10 protein-coding genes are annotated in these 18937 nt (G+C 40.6%); all 10 read left to right on the top strand.

What is annotated here, in order from left to right; translation table 11 throughout:
- Nucleotides 1–5 precede the first annotated feature (5 nt).
- The gene (locus AC58QM_RS28030; protein WP_497288081.1) at nucleotides 6–1529 is read left to right on the top strand and encodes an arylsulfatase; all 1524 of its coding nucleotides are present in this window, start codon (nucleotides 6–8) and stop codon (nucleotides 1527–1529) included.
- 38 nt (nucleotides 1530–1567) lie between these two features.
- Nucleotides 1568–3481: a beta-L-arabinofuranosidase domain-containing protein gene (locus tag AC58QM_RS28025; protein ID WP_497288080.1), complete on the top strand. Its 1914-nt coding sequence runs from the start codon at nucleotides 1568–1570 to the stop codon at nucleotides 3479–3481.
- A 417-nt stretch (nucleotides 3482–3898) separates the two neighbouring features.
- Complete coding sequence (locus AC58QM_RS28020) at nucleotides 3899–8788, top strand: S-layer homology domain-containing protein (RefSeq protein WP_497288079.1); 4890 nt, start codon at nucleotides 3899–3901, stop codon at nucleotides 8786–8788.
- Nucleotides 8789–8904: 116 nt separating this feature from the next.
- Nucleotides 8905–9855: a hypothetical protein gene (locus AC58QM_RS28015; protein ID WP_497288078.1), complete on the top strand. Its 951-nt coding sequence runs from the start codon at nucleotides 8905–8907 to the stop codon at nucleotides 9853–9855.
- 635 nt (nucleotides 9856–10490) lie between these two features.
- Nucleotides 10491–12263, top strand: a complete 1773-nt coding sequence (locus tag AC58QM_RS28010) for a sensor histidine kinase (protein ID WP_497288077.1) — start codon at nucleotides 10491–10493, stop codon at nucleotides 12261–12263.
- 14 nt (nucleotides 12264–12277) lie between these two features.
- Nucleotides 12278–13870 carry a response regulator gene (locus tag AC58QM_RS28005; protein ID WP_497288076.1) on the top strand — a complete coding sequence of 531 codons (1593 nt, stop codon included), beginning with the start codon at nucleotides 12278–12280 and terminating at the stop codon, nucleotides 13868–13870.
- Nucleotides 13871–14050: 180 nt separating this feature from the next.
- Nucleotides 14051–15415 (top strand): ABC transporter substrate-binding protein, encoded by a 1365-nt coding sequence (locus AC58QM_RS28000; protein WP_497288075.1) that lies wholly within the window; start codon nucleotides 14051–14053, stop codon nucleotides 15413–15415.
- A 63-nt stretch (nucleotides 15416–15478) separates the two neighbouring features.
- Nucleotides 15479–16408: a carbohydrate ABC transporter permease gene (locus AC58QM_RS27995; protein ID WP_497288074.1), complete on the top strand. Its 930-nt coding sequence runs from the start codon at nucleotides 15479–15481 to the stop codon at nucleotides 16406–16408.
- Nucleotides 16393–17253 (top strand): carbohydrate ABC transporter permease, encoded by an 861-nt coding sequence (locus tag AC58QM_RS27990; protein ID WP_497288073.1) that lies wholly within the window; start codon nucleotides 16393–16395, stop codon nucleotides 17251–17253. The genes AC58QM_RS27995 and AC58QM_RS27990 overlap by 16 nt, the downstream gene beginning before the upstream one ends.
- An 18-nt stretch (nucleotides 17254–17271) precedes the next feature.
- Nucleotides 17272–18933, top strand: coding sequence for a DUF4091 domain-containing protein (locus AC58QM_RS27985; RefSeq protein WP_497288072.1), 1662 nt, complete (start codon nucleotides 17272–17274; stop codon nucleotides 18931–18933).
- Nucleotides 18934–18937 lie beyond the last annotated feature (4 nt).

Here is an 18937-nt window from a genome sequence, read left to right as displayed (position 1 = left end):
AATTTATGGGCTTGCCCCTCTTGGAAGAAGATATCATATTGCGAGGTGCCCTTGTGACTAGTAGACCTAATATTTTGCTTATTTCTGTGGACCAAATGCGTGGAGATTGTCTCCATTACCTTGGCCATCCTGTCATACAAACACCTAACTTAGATGATTTGGCCCGTACTGGAGTCACATATACAAACGCATATACGGCTACACCCTCTTGCGTACCAGCAAGGGCCTCTATTATCACGGGGATGGAGCCTAAACATCACGGACGAGTAGGCTATGCAGACAAAATTCCTTGGATGTATGAGCACACGCTGCCAGGAGAACTAGCTAATGCTGGCTATCACACGCAGTGTGTAGGGAAAATGCACGTATACCCGACACGTAATTTGTGCGGTTTTCATAACATTTTGCTGCATGATGGGTATATGCACTATAATCGGGACCGCTCGCAATCAACGGCATTACAGTGGTGGGATCAAACCGATGATTACTTGCCTTGGTTAAAGGAGAGAGCAGGCTATCAGCAAGACATTATGGATCATGGCTTAGATTGTAATTCATCGACAGTGGCAAGACCTTGGCATCTGGATGAGTCACTTCATCCAACGAATTGGGCGGTTACCCAATCAATTGATTTCTTACGAAGAAGAGATCCAAGTAAACCATTTTTTCTTTGGACTTCTTTTGTACGTCCACATTCTCCTTTGGATCCGCCGCAGGCATTTCTCGATATCTATGACGGTTTAGAGCTTCCAGAACCGCCGATCGGTGATTGGGCGATGCAGGATGATCCAGATAAAGAAGGGATGAATCCTACCACGAAACGGGGGATTGTCCAAGAACGAATGCGTCAAAAATCTCTCGCAGCGTACTATGCGCTAATTACGCATATCGACAATCAGATTGGACGGCTGCGTAATGCTCTGTTCGAGTTTGGGGTAAGTCAGAATACGATTATCCTATTTGTTTCTGATCATGGGGATTTAATGGGAGATCACAGACTTTATCAGAAAAGACTCGCTTATGAAGGCAGCGCCAAGATTCCTTTTATTCTCAATGATCCTACGGGTACGCTGCAGGTAGAGAAGGGGAAAATGGTAGATAATGTGGTTGAACTGCGTGATATCATGCCGACCCTACTAGATGCAGCGAATGTTGCAATTCCATCTTCTGTAGATGGCTCAAGTGTTCTTCCGCTGGGAAGGGTAGCTAGATCAGGGAGTTGGAGATCTTACATTCATGGGGAGCATGAATACGGTGACTTGTCCTATCATTTTGTCACAGATGGGAAGAGGAAATATATCTGGTACTCTCAAACGGGTGAGGAACAATTCTTCGATATTGAGGGAGATCCTAACGAGTTAAGGAATTTAGTAAAGTCTAAAGATTATGTCGATGAGATTCAGCAATGGAAAAGTAGATTGGTAAAAGAGTTAACTGGGAGAGAAGAAGGTTATACAGACGGGAAGCAATTGCTAGTTGGAAGATCACCCAAAACCTGTTTGAATCATATTTTAACAAGCGCTCACTAGATATTGGTTCAAGAATAAATCACAAGGTAGTGATATAAATGCATACAAACCAGACAAAACCCAGCCCATATTTCACCTTGTTAGACATTGGAGAAATTAAACCAACAGGGTGGATTTTAGAGCAAATGCAGCGAGATTTAGAAGGGGGGATCGCAGGACATTTAAATGAATTAACGTCATGTGTGAATTTGAAAGGTTTTAACGAGGAGAGGGTGAACAGTTTCGAAATTTCGGCATCCGGCATGGTTCATGACACACCGAGAACATGGTGGAGTGGTGAGCAAACGGCATTTTGGCTGGACGGATTTGTTCGAATGGCGTATTTAACGAGAGATGAAGATGCTATTCTGAGAGCAACTCGATATATGGAGCAAATTCTGAATTCTCAGGATGAGGATGGCTATCTAGGTATATACACAAGCCAATCTCGTTTCAAGCATAAGAAGGAGAATGGGGAGTTCTGGACGCAGAGCCGAATTTTTATGGTTATGCTCGCTTACTACGAGTTGACTGGAAAGAAAGAATATTTGGATGCCGTCACTAAAGCAATCCGTTTAACGATGTGCCATTATGGACCCGAGGCAAGGAACTCTTACTTTAGAAACGAGGAACCTGCTGGAGGTACTGGGCATGGTCTCATGTTGATCGAAGCTTTGGAATGGGTATATCGACTTACTGGACTTGAGGAGTTTTTGAATTTTGGCCTATGGTGCTATGAAGATTACTGTTCAGCAACAAAAATTCGCGATACGGATAACCAATTAGAGAATTTATTGGATTTAGAAAAGGCGTTTATTTGGCATGCACCTCATACAACTGAGCATTTACGTGTTCCAATTTGGTTATATTTTGAATCAGGAGATCCTCTGTTGAAGCAAGCAAGCGAGAACGCTTTTACCAAAATCAAAAGATATTTGGTTCCAAGCGGGACATGTATCGGTGATGAGAATGTTGAGGGTCGTGACCCAGATCCATCCTTACCCTATGAATATTGCGGAATAACAGAACTGACGATCAGTCTTCAATCTGCTCTGCAGAAAACAGGCAACGCAGAGTGGGGAGATCGAATTGAACGAATTGCTTTTAATGCTGCACAAGGAGCAAGGACGGCGGATGGCAAAGCCATTTCTTATTTGACCAAAGATAACCGATATAGCGCAGCCATAAATGATGGACATCAAGCTAAGTTTCAATATTCGCCCACGCATGAAACAGGCGCTCTTTGCTGTGCGGGAAATTCGGTGAAGTATATGCCGAATTATGTAAGCCGTATGTGGATGAAGGTTAGAGCGGGGAAGCAAGAAGGACTCGCTGCCGTCTTGTATGGCCCAACCAGTGTCAGTACCAAAGTGCAAGGTGTGAAGTTTGAAATTACGACTACAACGATTTATCCATTTGATGAGCAGCTTTTATTTAGCATTTCTGTTGAAGAGGAGGTGGCATGTCCCATCTATTTCCGTATTCCAGCATGGTCTATTCATACAGATGTGGATGCTGAAGGTGCGGAGATTGTAGAGAAAGATGGATATCTCATCGTTAGTAAAAGATGGAAAACACGAGATCAGATTCGTCTTTTATTTAAAACGGAGATTATATCATCAGAAGCAGCGAATGGTGAATTCACACTTAACAGAGGTGCATTGCTTTATGTATTACCGATTTCTGAACATCGTGTGATTACAAAAAGCTATGATGTCAAAGATTTTGTTGATTTTGATGCGATTTCTCAAACAGATGAGATTGAAGGAGGTAACTCCATGCTGGATTCCTCTAAAGAAAACTTTGGTTTCATCTATGAGCGGGCTGAAATGAATTCGATCGGGTGGGATGAACCTTCGAGTCGATTGAAAGGCCAACTAACTGATTCCTCAGGAGAATCTCATTCAGTTTCTTTCGTTCCTATTGGACATACATTGTTGCGTAAAACTTCATTTCCAAAAAATATAAATTAATTGTTAGGTGCGAAGGGTATTGCATTTCGCAAGGCCTTGGGCACTTCAAGTGCAAGTAGACTTACTGCGGAGGCGAGCGGATATGACGAGTGGTGTTCCATCACAAGCGGCATTAAACTGACTCATGTCCCCCAGTAAGCCTAGCTTTGTGGGATCAACCATTCGACTAATCGCTTAACTCTTCCTGGAGTATTGGTAAGCGCTTTCTTTCCCTTTTCCCTTATCGTCATAAAAGCGGCACAAGAATCGTCGTAATGTGAGACAAATCTGTAATCCACAGTTTAGATATTAGCGCCAAATGGTTGCTATGGATGACAAGGATACCGCAGGTAAAGTAGTTTGATGGGTTGGGGAAAGCCTTATCCCATCTACCTCGGCAAATGCCTAGAGGCTATTCCAAAATTAGGAGGACAAAAAATGAAATTGCTAAGAATGAAATCATTACTGTCGATAACTTTAATGTTAACGATGTTGTTTACATTGTTTCCTTTCGGGCATTATGCAACTGCTTCAACTGTGACAGATAATCCTTTAGGCAATGGAATTACCTATTATATTAATAATGAACAAGGTAATGACGCTAATAATGGTACTAGTGAAGGCAGTGCCTGGAAGACATTTGAAAACGTTAACAACAGAGAGTTTGAACCCGGTGACAATATCTTGTTAAAGGCAGGGTCTGTGTGGGAGAATACCTACCTATGGCCTAAAGGTTCAGGAAGCGAGGGTCAACCCATTACAATCGGTAAATATGGCGTGGGAGAGAAGCCTCAAATTCATACCAATGGCACTTCTCACTTTACTGTAAGACTCAGAGATCAGGAATATATTACCATTCAAAATCTTGAGCTGACCAATCATTCTGATATTTCACTAGCAGCTACAGGCGATTTGCGTCCCTATACGGATAGCGAAGCAAATAATAATAATCTAAACCGCTTTCCGTTTGGCTCAACCGATTTTTATGTGGGAATTCTAGTTTCGATTACGGCGGGTAAAGCTGTAGACTATGTGAGTCATGATATCACAATAAGAAACAACTATATTCACGATGTTAATGGTATGCGATTATTCCATAGTCCAGCACTGGACGGCAATTCAGCGTTAACTTGGGCAAAAGCGCTGTCCCGAGGCGGATTTGATACGGATTATTGGAAGGCAAGCGGCGGTATTGCCTTTACAACCGAGGACCCAAGACCCCGGAATACACCTGAGACGACTACCAATAAGGATCTCTATGGCGTACCTGTCGGCATAACGCAAGCGATGCCGCCGACAACGCAGAAGGACAACATTAAGAAGGCTATTTTTGATGGTGTGCTAATTGAAGGAAATGTGATCAAGGACGTTTCGGAGACGGGTATTCGCGTTATGCAATCTGTTCATCTGCGTGCCTATACGTTGAGTAAGGTGGACGACCCTGATGCAGGTTTACACAAACATGTAGTGATCCGGAACAACTATGTAAATGGCAATAAACGTTGGTCGGACTTTGGTATTTATTGGGCGAGCACGGATGGGGCGTTAGTCGAGCACAATACCGTATCGGGATTCCATACATCGGGTCTTGAAGATACGCACGCACAATTTTCTATCGCTCAGTATAACGAAATATTTGATATTGAACATGACTTTAGAGAAGCTGCGTATGACGGGAATGGAGGTATCACCAGGTCGGGTAACGATTTGTCGAATACGGCAGATGGTGTTGCGATGGATTCTGACGGTGCAAGCATTGGAGCGGTCTGGCAGTATAACTATGCTCATGACAATCGCGATGGGGTCTTGTTCTGTGTATGGAACGGGGCAACCACGAATCCGACGGTATTTCGGTATAACATAATTACCAACACCAGAAACCGATTGGTTTATGGCGGTTTACCTGGATATCTCTATAATAATACGTTTTATAATGCCATACCTACGGGCTCTATTAACATCAGTGGCCAAGAAGTGGCCAAAAATAATATTTTCTATCTGCCCTCAAAAGACTTCAACTTTTCCGGAATAGAGTTGGAGGGCAATCTGTACGGTGGAGGACTATTGGCTCCTGCAGCGGATAAGAAGGCAATTGTTGCTGATCCTCAATTTGTAGCACCAGGTCAGGATAAGCCTTATGAATCCAATTTGGATGTTGCGCAAGGTTATATGCTGAAAAACACTTCACCGGCGATCGACGCAGGGGTTGCAATCGGTTTTAATATTGCTAGAGATATTTATAACACGCACAAGGACTATTTCGGAAATGTATTGTACAATGACTTGCCTGATATTGGAGCACATGAATACAGCGCAGCGGATAAACCGGCACTTGCGGATAGTTCGATCCTGCTTAGTAAATCTAATGTATATCTTTCTGTATACGGATCGGAGAAGCTTGTTGCAAATCTAGTGCCAAATACGAATGATAGTATACATTTCGAAAGCTCAAATGTAAGTATCGCGACGGTGAGTGAAGTAGGTGTTGTTAAAGCGCTATCCGAGGGAGTTGTTACGATAACTGCCAAAGCTACTGTAAACGGTCAGGAAATTTCTAATTCAAGTACAGTTAACGTTATCCCGCAACAAAATTCTGTTCTCACGTTTATTACGACCGACGATGCGTTTGTCCGAGGCGCGAGTGGAACCGAGACACACGGGACAACTACAGGCGCATATCCAGCAGGTACACTGCAAAATAAATATAGCTTATATACCCAATTTGCAGGGCCTGCTGCTTATTCGAGATATTCAATGCTGAATTTTGATCTTTCTTCATTTAATGGAACTGAAGTAGAAAAAGCGATTGTCAAGATATACTTGAAAGAAGTTAGAGAAGCGTACTCGTTAATGCCAATCGGCATCTATGCGGCTAAAACGGGATGGACTGAAAGTATGTTAACTTGGAACAATGCAGTTACTTACAGGCCTTCTAAAGACGACGAAGCAATTGCAACTTGGACATTTGATCGGATAACAAAAAACACGGTTACTCCAGTGAATAATTGGGTTGAATTTGATATTACTAATTTCATCAATGAAAAGTTGTCCAAAGGAGAAAAACGTATTTCTATCGCTTTGGCACATGAGGATATCGTAAAAGGCAATTATTCGAAGGATGCTACAATTCTTAATCAACAAATGTTTCAGTTTGTGTCTAAGGAATATGTTCCGAACGGTGGAACGGCTGGAGATTATGCACCGCGTATTCAGTTCCTACAAGGGGAAAATGAATCGCAGTTGATTACTCAGACAAACTTCACGACGATGGTTGGAACAAAGCCTGTTTTGCCTGATAAGGTAAAGATTCGTAAAAACAATGTTGAAACAGAGTATCAAGTCACATGGGAGACGATGAATCCGATGTGGTATGCGCAGTCAGGCAATTTTGATACAAAGGGAACTATTGAAAATGCTGAGATCTCTACAATTATTGCCCATGTGCAAGTGTTAACACCGGTTAAAGTTAGCGGCCCGACAAGCATAGCCATTATTCCGAATACAGCTGATGTTGTTCCAGGCTCATCCCGGACCTTTGCAGCTTATGTAAGCTATGGAGATCAGACAGGCAGTCAAAGTGTGAACTGGAGTGTGGCGAATAAATCGAGCGCGAACACCGTTATTGATGCTTCCGGACGACTGTTTGTTGGTGCAGACGAGACGGCGGATAATCTTGTTATTACCGCAGTATCAACTGTGGTTCCAACTGTAAAGCATACTGCCACAGTTGTTGTTCCGGAATCGAATCTAAGCTTTACCGATACGAAGATTGAATTCCTTGATCAAGAAGTGGGGTATTCCGACTATCAGGATGCACGCAGTATTGAGATTCGAAATACAGGTAAGGGAATTAGTTATTTAACCTATCAAGTAAGCGGAGACATTAATGCATTCCGTATTGCAAATGTGCCATATACATTGAATCCTAATGAGACTACGATGCTGGCTGCTCATGTAAAGAAAGGATTGGGGGCCGGGAATTACACTGCTAATGTGAAGGTATCTTCCAACGGTGATCCTATTGGAGAAGTTGCATTAACGGTGTCCATTACAACAGATCCTCCAGCTGTCATTACAACGGAACTGGTTGGAGCAATCGTAGCGGCGGGACAAAAGGCGGATAACGCAGTCGTTGGGGAGGAGCCGGGCCAGTATCCGCAAGTTGCCCTGGATGCATTAAATATGGCAATTACTGCTGCGCAAGATGTTGTCGATCATGCTGCAAGCCAAGATGAAATTACTGCTGCATACGGAGTGTTGCAAGGTGCGGTAACCAGATTCGATGAGAGTGTGATTACTGAGGAAGTGCCGCCTTTAGATGTAGTTGCGCCCGAATGGCCGGAAAATGCGGCAATAACTGTCTCAAATGCAAGTACAACTAGCCTTACGATGACGTGGACCGCAGCAACGGATGATTCGGCTGCTGGTGTATCAGGCTATAAAATTTATAAGGAAGGTATTGAACTTGTAGCCTTGCCAGCTAATGGGACAAGCTATCATGTCAGCGGTCTGTCTGCCGATACAACGTATACCTTTAAAGTTGAAGCGGGTGATACAGCGGGCAATTGGAGCGTGGATGGACCGAGTGTGACGGTAAAAACAGAAGCAAGTCCTTCTGGTGGTGGATGGATACCAACACCGGACCCAACGCCAACACCGGACCCTACACCAACACCGGACCCAACGCCAACACCAACACCAACACCAACACCAACACCAACACCAACACCAACGCCAACGCCAACGCCAACACCAACACCAACACCAACAGAATCAGAGCAGCCTGCTGATATGACCGATATATCAGGACATTGGGCCTTAGTATCTATTGAACAAGCGGTTGAGAGTGGGATTATTAATGGCTATGAAGACGGTACGTTTAGACCGAATGCTGCAATAACGCGTGGAGAGTTTGCTGTAATAGTAGCTAGAGCTCTTCAAGTAGAGAAGGATACATCTGAATTTAGCTTTGCTGATCAAGGAGAAACACCGATATGGGCCCAAGACTTAATTCAAGGAATAGCAAACGCGGGTATCATTTCGGGTTATGACGATGGAACATTCCGTGCGAATAATGAAGTAACACGGACGGAGTTGATTGTCATGATTGTACGCGCGATGGGACTTAAACTAAATCCTGATGCAGTTCTAACGTTCAAGGATGCAGCTCTTGTGCCGACCTGGGCACAAAGCTATGTGGCAACTGCTGAGGCAGCTGGTTTAATTAAGGGTTATGAGGATGGAAGATTTAATCCGAATAAGTTCGCAACTCGAGCAGAAGCCATTACGTTGATCATGTCATTGTTGAAGCCAGGAAGCGGGATCTAATATTGTCCTGACTCTTCGCCGCCGATAGTATGGTCAAATCGGCGGTTGAAGAGCGAGGGCGGAGCAGACGAGGTGTCGCGGTTTCCATCAAATATAGATGTACTAGGAGTAGTCGGATGACAATGACAAACCTAAAAGTTTCATTCCTTATTACGGGCGTACTAATTGTAATTATTCTGTTCATATCGAGCTTCTATATCTATAGAAATGACGTCAAAGGCGCTAATGTTTCCGAGGCAGTCGCCAAACTTGGAGAATATGAGATTTCTCTGAAGGAGTTGCAGCGGGTCGAGAAGCAAGCTAATGAATATACTCGAGCATATTTTAATAATACGTATGGAGTGAAGTTGGGCTCTAATCTAGAAGACAAACAGATCGGAGATGAAATACCTATTGAGGTGTTCAAACAGCAAGTACTACAACTTGCGGTGAACAATAAGGCGCTTCAAATCATCGCACAGGAAGAAGGATATTCAGGAGCTGTCGATTATGACGATCTTCTTGTATCCATGCAACTTGAAAACAAAAAACGCAAAAAAACTGTGGAAGATGGCGGCGTAGTTTACGGTTTAATCGCAAATACCGAGGGAATGTATTACGATTATGTTCTTAACAATGCCAAAATATTTCTTGAAAATAAGTGGATTCCGGAAATTGTGGAAAATGAAATTGAGCTAAGAAAGGTGTATGAGCAGGAAAAGGACAGATTGTTTAGCAAAGGTTATAGTTATCATATACTCATCACGTCCGCAGACGATATCCATTTCAAAAATGCTGCTGAATTGCAAAATGTGGATCAATTGATCGAAAGGGAAGACTATGATTCTTCTACACTTGCCGATACGATTCAATCACTTGAGCCCGATGAAACTAGCCCAATATTAGAGCTTTCATCAGGAAAAGCAAGGATCCGCGTTGTTTCAAAGGAAAGTAAAGGATACGTTTCTTTTCAGGATGCGAGATATGAATGTGCTCGAGTTGTCTTTAGCACAAGATTGAACAACCGAATAGAAGAGCAGAGTAAGAGTTACGAACATTCATTACCCCCCAGCAATCGCCTCAATTAGCCGGACAGCAACTCTGCTCAAGTTGCCACTTCAGCCAAATGATGGCAGAGCTTGTATTCAGCGACTGTAAGGTATGTAAGAGTTACAATTACGCAACACCACCAGGATACTGGACAGCTTTTAGGGAGTTTAAGGTTTTTGGAAGCTAAGATTTGTATAGTTATGATTCAAAGAGGAGCTGCGAAAGGCAGCTCTTTGTTCTTTTACTGAGCATATTGGTATGTAATTACGATGCTTCGTGTTCACAATTCAAGTAGTTGTGGACAACAAAGAAAGCAGTTTTTTGGGCAAGCAAAAATTGACTGAACAAATTGTGCGGTAAGTGATATATTTTATTCATTAGAATGAAGAGGTAACTTAGTGAGGGTATCCTAACTATGAAAATAGCGAAGGGCACCCTTATTAGTACAGATAGGGACAAATAGAAGTGATTAAGTACATAGTGCGATTTAATTCAAGGGATTATGGAGGTGTGAAGGAGGGCGGACTTGCAGAATGCATTATTGGAGCAGTGATCATCGCTAAAGGCGAAAACGACATTAAGACATCTACAGGCTCGGTTTGAGCTGTTGATCCAAGAATAAAGTCGAACATTATTCGATTATAATATATTCGTAGACAAGGTGGCGCTAATCTTGTTCAAATTATTAAAATCACGATTAAGCATACAAAGAAAGATCTTCTTTTCATTTTTGGTTATTCTCATTTTGCCCACGGCGTTAATCAGCACGAGTTCCTATTTTATTTCGATTTATCTTTTGCAGGAGAAGGTGAGTGAGGCATTTGTTCAAAACCTTACCTATATTGGGAATAATGTAGAAAAAAATTTAGATGAGTGGGAGAATGTTACGGATTTAATATTTGTAAATCATGCGATACGGAATGTTGTAAGTACGAACTACCAAAACGATCTTGAATTTTTCTTGGATATGAAAAAAGCTGATCAGGCAGTAAACGATCTGACTCTTGGTTCGAATCTTTTTTCCCAAGTCTCATCCTTAGTTGTCATTGGAGATAATAACAGAAATTTACTTTACGGGAATGATGCTGACCAACTAGATATTGAGAAGATTAAAAATAAACCTTGGTATAAGAATGTTCATGATCTTAACGGAAAAGTGAAGTGGCTAGGCATTGAAAGAGCTATTCTTAATAACAGCAAAAGTACGCCATATGTCATCTCGCTCGCAAGAAGCATTAATATCAATAATCAAAATAAGGGTGTTATTTATTTAAGTATTAAAGAATCTTTTTTTAACAAAACATTTAAAAATGTTGTACATGACCCACATACTGAACTATTGATTGTAGATAATCAGGACCGAGTGGTCTTTCATAACTTAAGTAATGGGTTATATCAAACCTATTCAGGAATAGATGAAATCAAACAGCGATTTAATTCGGTTTCAAAATACTATATTTCTGAGAGAAATGGCAAAAAAGTATTAATTGCCCCCCACTATATTCAAAAGTATGGATGGTGGGTCATTGAAACTACATCTTATGATGAATTGATAAAAGATAATCATCTCATTTTTTATACAACAGCTATAGCTTTTGTTATTTCTTTTATTATTTCAGGAGTGTTATGGTTCTTGGTGACGCGTAGTATTGTAAAGCCGATTCAGCAGTTAACGCTCACGATGCGCGGCATTAAAGGCAACAATCTGTTAATGAAATCAGACATTCAAAGTAATGATGAAATCGGTATGTTGAGTGAAAATTTCAATTACATGCTTGAGCGGATAAACGGACTTTTCCATGAAGTTCTTCAAGAACAAGAGATGAAAAAAGATGCAGAGTACAAAGCGTTGCAAGCACAAATCAATCCTCATTTTTTGTATAACACGCTGAACACTATCCGTTGGATGGCTATTATTCAGAAGGCTGACAACATCAAAGAGATGGTCGAAGTGCTTGGAAGATTGCTGAGGACCTCTTTCAAGCATTCTGGAACGTTTGTGACGATTCGTGAGGAGCTAGATTCATTAAAGGATTATATTTACATTCAACAAATCCGTTATAAAGATAAATTTCAAGTGGACTATGATATTCAAGAAGAAGTTTTGGATGAAAAGTGTATTAAGTTCGTGATGCAGCCGATTTTGGAAAATGCGATTTTTCATGGTATTGAACCAAAGGAAGGACATGCTGCTATCCAGATCCAAATTGTTTGTGTGGATGAATTGATCAGAATGTCGATATTAGATAATGGCGTTGGCATGTCCCAGGAGCAAATCAATAACATTTTAGGACAAACGGAAAAACGGGGTATTGGCATCCAGAATGTAGATGAAAGAATAAAACATACTTACGGTCATAAGTACGGAATAGAAATTGAGAGTCAGCCGGGCAATTATACAAATGTTCGGATTCAATTCCCATCCCATAAACAAAAAGTGAAGTAAGAAAGGGGCAATTCATGTATAAAGTGATGATTGTTGATGACGAGATGCTGGCAAGGGTTGGTATTAAATCACTAATTAACTGGAAACAGTATGGTTTTGAATGGGTCGGTGAAGCTGAGAATGGCAAAAAGGCACTTGAGTTGGCCGCTGATCTTGATCCAGATATTATCATAACTGATATAAAAATGCCTGTATGCAATGGCGTTGAACTCATTCAAACTTTGCTCCAACTGAAACCGAGAGTTAAATTTATTGTTTTGAGCTCATACGATGATTTTGAGTATGTCAAAGAAGCAATGAAAGCCGGAGCCGAGGATTATATGCTCAAGTTGGAGCTCCAGTCTGAGAATTTAATAAGCACTCTCGAACAAGTCAAGGCCAAAATTGAACGGGAACGATCTGAAAATCAGCTATCCAATCGAACCGATAAACATTTTGAAAGAAATATTTCGATATTACGTGATAACTTTTTGAAAGACTTACTTATTGGCAAAATGTTCTCCAGTAAGGAAATCGAGGAATGGCTCCAATATTACGGTATGGTTTTGCATGAAGACATGATAATTTGCTATGTTATTCAACCAGGAAGTTCTGAAATTTATAACAAGTACTCGGAAGATAATGTACATTTGCTGGACTATGCGATGCTGAATGTGGTACAAGAAATCCTTTCTGACTTTAAAATAGGTTATGCCATTGGAACAGGGCCACGAGAAATTGCCTTGTTAATTACGTTTGAAGAACAAAAGAGCGAAATAATCTGGAACGAACTTAATCGATTAGAAGAAAGTATTAAAGGAGCTTTGAAAACTTACTTAAACATTTCCGTGGCGATTGGTGCGAGTAGAATCCACCGCGATTTGTCCTCTATAAGGCAATGTTACAAAGAGGCAAGTGAAGCTGTAAGCAATTGTTTTTCTTTTCCTCGTGGAAGTGTTATCCAGTTTGATCACCTCTCACGGGAGCCATTAAACACACTTGATTTAGCAATTGAAATAAAAAATATGGAACGCGCACTGCAAATTGCTGATATCGATCGTATCCGGTTAATTATCCAAATGATTAAAGAAAAAGTAAATGCAGTTTCTAACATTTCGAAGGAGGAGCTAAAAGGCTTCTGCTCAACATTATTATTTGTTTTAGAATCAGAGGCAGCAGATGCTCAACAATCGGTTCGCCCATTGTGGAAAGAAAATCTATATATGATTATTGATAAGATGATGATTATGGCAGACTTTAATAATTGGCTTATCAGGTTTGAGGATGCCATTTCGTTGACGCTAAGTCAAGCGAATGAAACAACCAGATTAATCCGAAACATTAAACAGTTTATTCATTTAAACTATCGCAATGAGATCTCATTGGAGCTTTTATCCAAAGAAATGAACATTTCTGCCAACTATTTAAGTAATTTATTTAAAAAAGAAACCAAGGAAAACTTGATCGAATATGTGACCAACTACAGGATTGAACAGGCTAAACAATTGCTTCGAACAACGGATTTAAAAATCTATGAGGTCGGTCAACAAGTTGGATACGATAATGAACATTATTTTAGCCGAGTTTTTAAAAAAGTTACCGGTGTGTCACCAATCAAATATAAGTAAAAAGTGCATGCTATCGATAGATAATGCAATTTTTTTGAATTGGCAGTAAGAAGCCCACTTAGAAAAATAAAAAGCTAGGTAGATATGAAACGTTTCGTTTGATTAATGCATTCATGTGATGCTACAACGCAGTTTATACTAAGTATGTAGTCATAAAGCACATGAAGGGGAGAGAAACAAATGGGAAAAGCTAGATTTAAAATAGCGTCACTTACCGTTGCAGTCCTTCTGATGAACATTGTAACGGCATGTGGTTCCAAAGTAGAGGAAACTGCTAGTCCGAAAGTTTCATCCACATCAATGGAAACACCCGCAACCAACAAGCCTGTTAAGTTGACCATGTTTTTTGATGCAAAAGGCGGTAAAGATGAATCCATCCTTAAATTGTTACAAGATTTTAAAGATAAGACAGGAATTGAAATCGAACAAAACATTATTCCAGGCGATGGCGTAGATGCTTACAAAAAAGTGGATATAGCCGTCTCCACAGGCGATAAAACAGATATCCTTTACCTTAGTAATCCTCTTTTGCTGGATCGATACTCTTCATCTGGGTTTCTTGTTCCATTAAATGACTTGATTCAACAAGATAAGTACGACGTTGACAAAGTGTATGGCAATTACCTAAGTAAGTATAACGATAAAATTTACACATTACCGAGTTATGCAGGTAAATGGGCTGTTTATTACAATAAGAAAGTATTTGACGATGCTAAGGTTCCTTACCCAAAAGGTAATTGGACATGGGATCAATATATCGAAACGGCCAAGAAGTTAACGGATTCCTCCAAGGGGATCTATGGTTCTTACATGCTGGATTATGATAACTACATGTATTTCAATGCTAGACAGCACAACGTAAAAGGTTATAAGGCTGACGGAACTTCCAATTACGACGATCCAGCGTTTAAGGAGTCTTTGAAGTTCTTCGGTGACCTAGGCAATGTTTTGAAAATTCAACCGAGTTGGTTGGAGTTCAAAACTAAGAAGTTGTCTTGGGATGGCTTTATGTCGGGAAAATATGGTATGCATTTGATCGGCAGCTGGTATACCGACATGTTTGCAGATAAAACTACATATCCAAGGGATTGGAAATTCGGAGTAACGCAAATTCCAGTATCTGCTGACGGAAAAGGAAATAACAACTTAATTTCACCGGCTGGAATCGGAATTAATAAAAACTCAGAACATGCGAAAGAAGCTTTCCAATTCGTGAAATTTTGGTCTGAAAATTACTACAAATATAAGGGGGCGCTTCCAGCCAGAGTGGATTTGAGTGAAGCGGACCTTGATGCAATGTTCAAGGATACTGTTTCTAAAATGAATGGTGAGATCACGATAGAAGACTTGAAAACCACCTTGTTTGATAAAGGAATGGGAGTCACAGACGAGAAAATTGTTGGCAATGCAGCTAGCGAATATAGCAGCATTATTCTGCAAGAATCAGAGCTTTATTTAGTCGGTCAGAAATCACTGGACGATACAGTGAAAGCTATCAAACAAAGAGCGGATAAAGCGATCGAAGATGCGAAGAAAAATAAATAATGAGTAAACCGAGATAAAGGGCTCTTCGGAGTCCTTTTCTTATAATAAAGGATGGGGAGAAGCATGCAGAAATTAGAAACGACTCCAATATTAAAAAATAAAGTCGTCCGATACTCTATAGCTAAGCAAGAAGGGAGAGCGGCGTACGGCTTTATTGCTCCCTTTTTTGTGGGTTTTGTCATTTTTAACGTTATTCCTTTTATTTATGCATTCGTAATCAGTCTTATGGATTATAACAGTCTAAAGGATATCAGCAAATTAAAGTTTATTGGGTTGACTAATTATATAAACGTATTTGATGATGCCATTGCATTAAGCGCATTTGTAAAAAGCAGTTATTACGCTATGGTATATGTTCCGGGGATTATCATATTTTCATTTTTTCTTGCCTTGTTGATAAATAAAAAATTCTATCTAAGGCCGTTCACTCGAACTTTGGTATTAATCCCGTACGTGGCTAACGTCGTAGCAATCGCCATGGTATGGTCCATTATACTTGATCCATACGATGGTCCTGTTAATATGCTGCTAAAAGGAATTGGACTAAATCCACCCATGTGGTTGGGGGGGACAACTACCGTTCTTCCAACGATAGGGCTGATCAGTGTTTGGTTGAATTTAGCTTTTCAGACGATTGTCTTCTTGGCTGCTTTGCAAGGCGTGCCGCAGGATTGTTATGAGGCTGCTGACATGGATGGCGCTGGACGTTTTCGGAAAATGCTTCATATTACGATTCCTATGATCTCACCAACAACGTTCTTCCTTGTAATTACCAGTATTATTGGATCATTTCAGAACTATTCTATCGTTCGTATGCTTACAAATGGTGGACCTGGTGTATCTTCGCGTGTTCTCTCTTTGAATATTTATGAAGAAGCATTTTCATTCAATAAATTTAGTTATGCATCCGCTCAATCAATGCTGCAATTTATTGTCATCATGATTATAACTATCATTCTATGGAAGGGGCAAAAAAAATGGGTTCACTATTAACAGTTAAATCTGATCAGAATAGAAGCGGTTTACAAATCAATACATTGATTTATTCGATCATCATGTTGTTTGTTGGTTTAATAATGTTTGTGCCATTTGTGTTTATGATCTCAGCATCCTTGAAGCCTACAGCCCAAGTGTTTGCGAATCCACTTACCATCATACCTGAGCATATTTTTTGGAGAAATTACCAAACAATTTTTCACCATCCCTTTTACTTCCACTGGTATTGGAATTCCATTCGCACAGTCCTGATTACGATTGTTTTTAGAACGGTGGTCGTAACGATGGCCGCATATGCTTTTGCTAGACTTAACTTTAAAGGTAAAAACATATTGTTTCTGATTATGCTTGCAACTATGATGATTCCTACAGATACGACGATTGTTGCACGTTTTTTACTTTATAAAGCTATGCATTTGATTGATACGCAATGGGTTATTATTTTACCGGCTACCTTCGATGTGTTTTTTATTTTCTTGCTTCGGCAATTTTTTATGGGAATTCCAAAGGGACTAAGCGAGTCGGCACTAATCGATGGATGTTCTCAATTTAAAATATATTACAGGATTATTCTTCCACTCGCGATGCCAGCACTCGTTACCATGATGTTATTTACATTTATTTGGATTTGGAATGATTTTGTCAGTCCATTTATATTCATTTCAAGCATCAAGAATCAGATGGTAACAGTAGGTCTTGAGTATTTTCAACAAGAAGCAGGAAGTGATTATGCACTTCAAATGGCAGGAGCATGTTTGATTGTTGTTGTTCCAATTATATTGTTTACGATCAGCCAAAAGTTTTTTGTTCAGGGTATAGCAAATACCGGACTCAAAGGATAAGGAGGAGCTTAATAACCAATGACTACAGATAAATTGACATTTGAAGTGCGCTGTATAAGTTCGCTTGCCAAAGTGTTTGCCGATGAAGAATTGAACGAGGTCACGAATCAAAAAGCATCAGCGCTCGCCAATGAGACGATATCCTTTCAAGTTGCCTATCGTGCAGATCGTCTCACAAAGGGCATTCAAGTGAAGGTTAGATCAGAGATGGAGGAGGCGATAACGCTTCGTTCAGTAGGACTCGTGCCCTCTGAACTTCCAGTTTATCATGACCATGATGAACATATTTTACGCACTATTCCTGGCCTATATCCCGATCCTCTCTACGACTTTGATGAATCGGAGGGTTTGATAACATTTCCCAACCAATGGCGAGCGGTGTGGGTGACGGTGGAGCCAGAAGGAAAAGTGAAGCCTGGTCTATATGAGATCCGCATATCTTTTGAATCGGAGTCTGGAAATCAATTGGGGGAAACTTTTTTTGAATTGGAGGTGCTTTCAGCGCTATTGCCAAAACAAAAACTGTTGCATACGGAATGGTTTTATGTAGACTGTCTAGCGACCTATTACGAGATCGATGTGTTCAGTGAAAAGCATTGGGATGTCATTGAAAAGTATGTTTATACAGCGGTTAAGCACGGGATCAATATGATTTTGACCCCGATATTTACTCCGCCTCTCGATACACAAATCGGTGAAGAGCGTCCAACCGTGCAGTTGATTGATGTCAATGTGCTTGACTCACAGACATATACATTCGGATTTGACCGTTTGAACCGATGGGTGGAGTTGTGTAAGAGACAGGGGATCGAATATTTCGAGTTCTCCCATCTGTTCACACAATGGGGAGCTAAGCATGCGCCTAAGATTATGGCTTCTGAAAACGGAGATTATAAACAGATATTTGGCTGGGAAACAGAAGCATCCGGTGAAAAATATCGATCATTTATAACGCAATTATTACCTGCATTAATAGATTGGATCAAAGAAAATAAATTGGAAAAATCGTGTTATTTTCATATTTCCGACGAACCTACGATCGATCATCTGGAATCATACGGTAACGCAAGCCTGATGGTGCGTGACCTATTAAAAGATTTTCCGATTATCGATGCGCTATCGGATTATGAGTTTTATGAAAAAGGACTTGTCAAGAATCCGATTCCTGCCAATGATCATATTGAACCTTTTATTGCTAACCGAATCGAATCTTTGTGGACCTATTATTGCTGTGTTCAGTATAAGCAAGTGTCGAATCGTTTCTTTAGCATGCCGTCAGCCCGCAACCGGATTCTGGGTATACAACTATATAAATTTAAAATTGAAGGGTTTCTGCACTGGGGCTATAACTTTTGGTATTCGCAGTATTCCCGTAAGGAAATCGATCCTTATAAGAATACGGACGCGAATTACGCCTTTGCCTCCGGCGATTCCTATCTAGTATATCCGGGCGATTATGAACCGATTGAGTCTATCCGGCTTGAAGTTCTGCAGGAAGCATTACAAGATTTGCGTGCGCTTCAACTGCTCGAAGAGTTATACGGCAGAGAGTACGTTTTAGCTGCTTTAGAGGAAGGTCTTGACCAGCCAATCAGCTTTAGCAACTATCCCCGGGATGCTGAGTGGCTGCTTACAAAACGCGAATGGGTGAACAGGAAAATAAAAGAGAAGCTGAGATAGGGAG

The sequence above is a fragment of the Paenibacillus sp. J22P165 genome, from assembly GCF_059692015.1.
The sequence above is the reverse complement of the archived record's forward strand: the minus strand, read 5'-3'. Positions and strand labels throughout refer to the sequence as shown.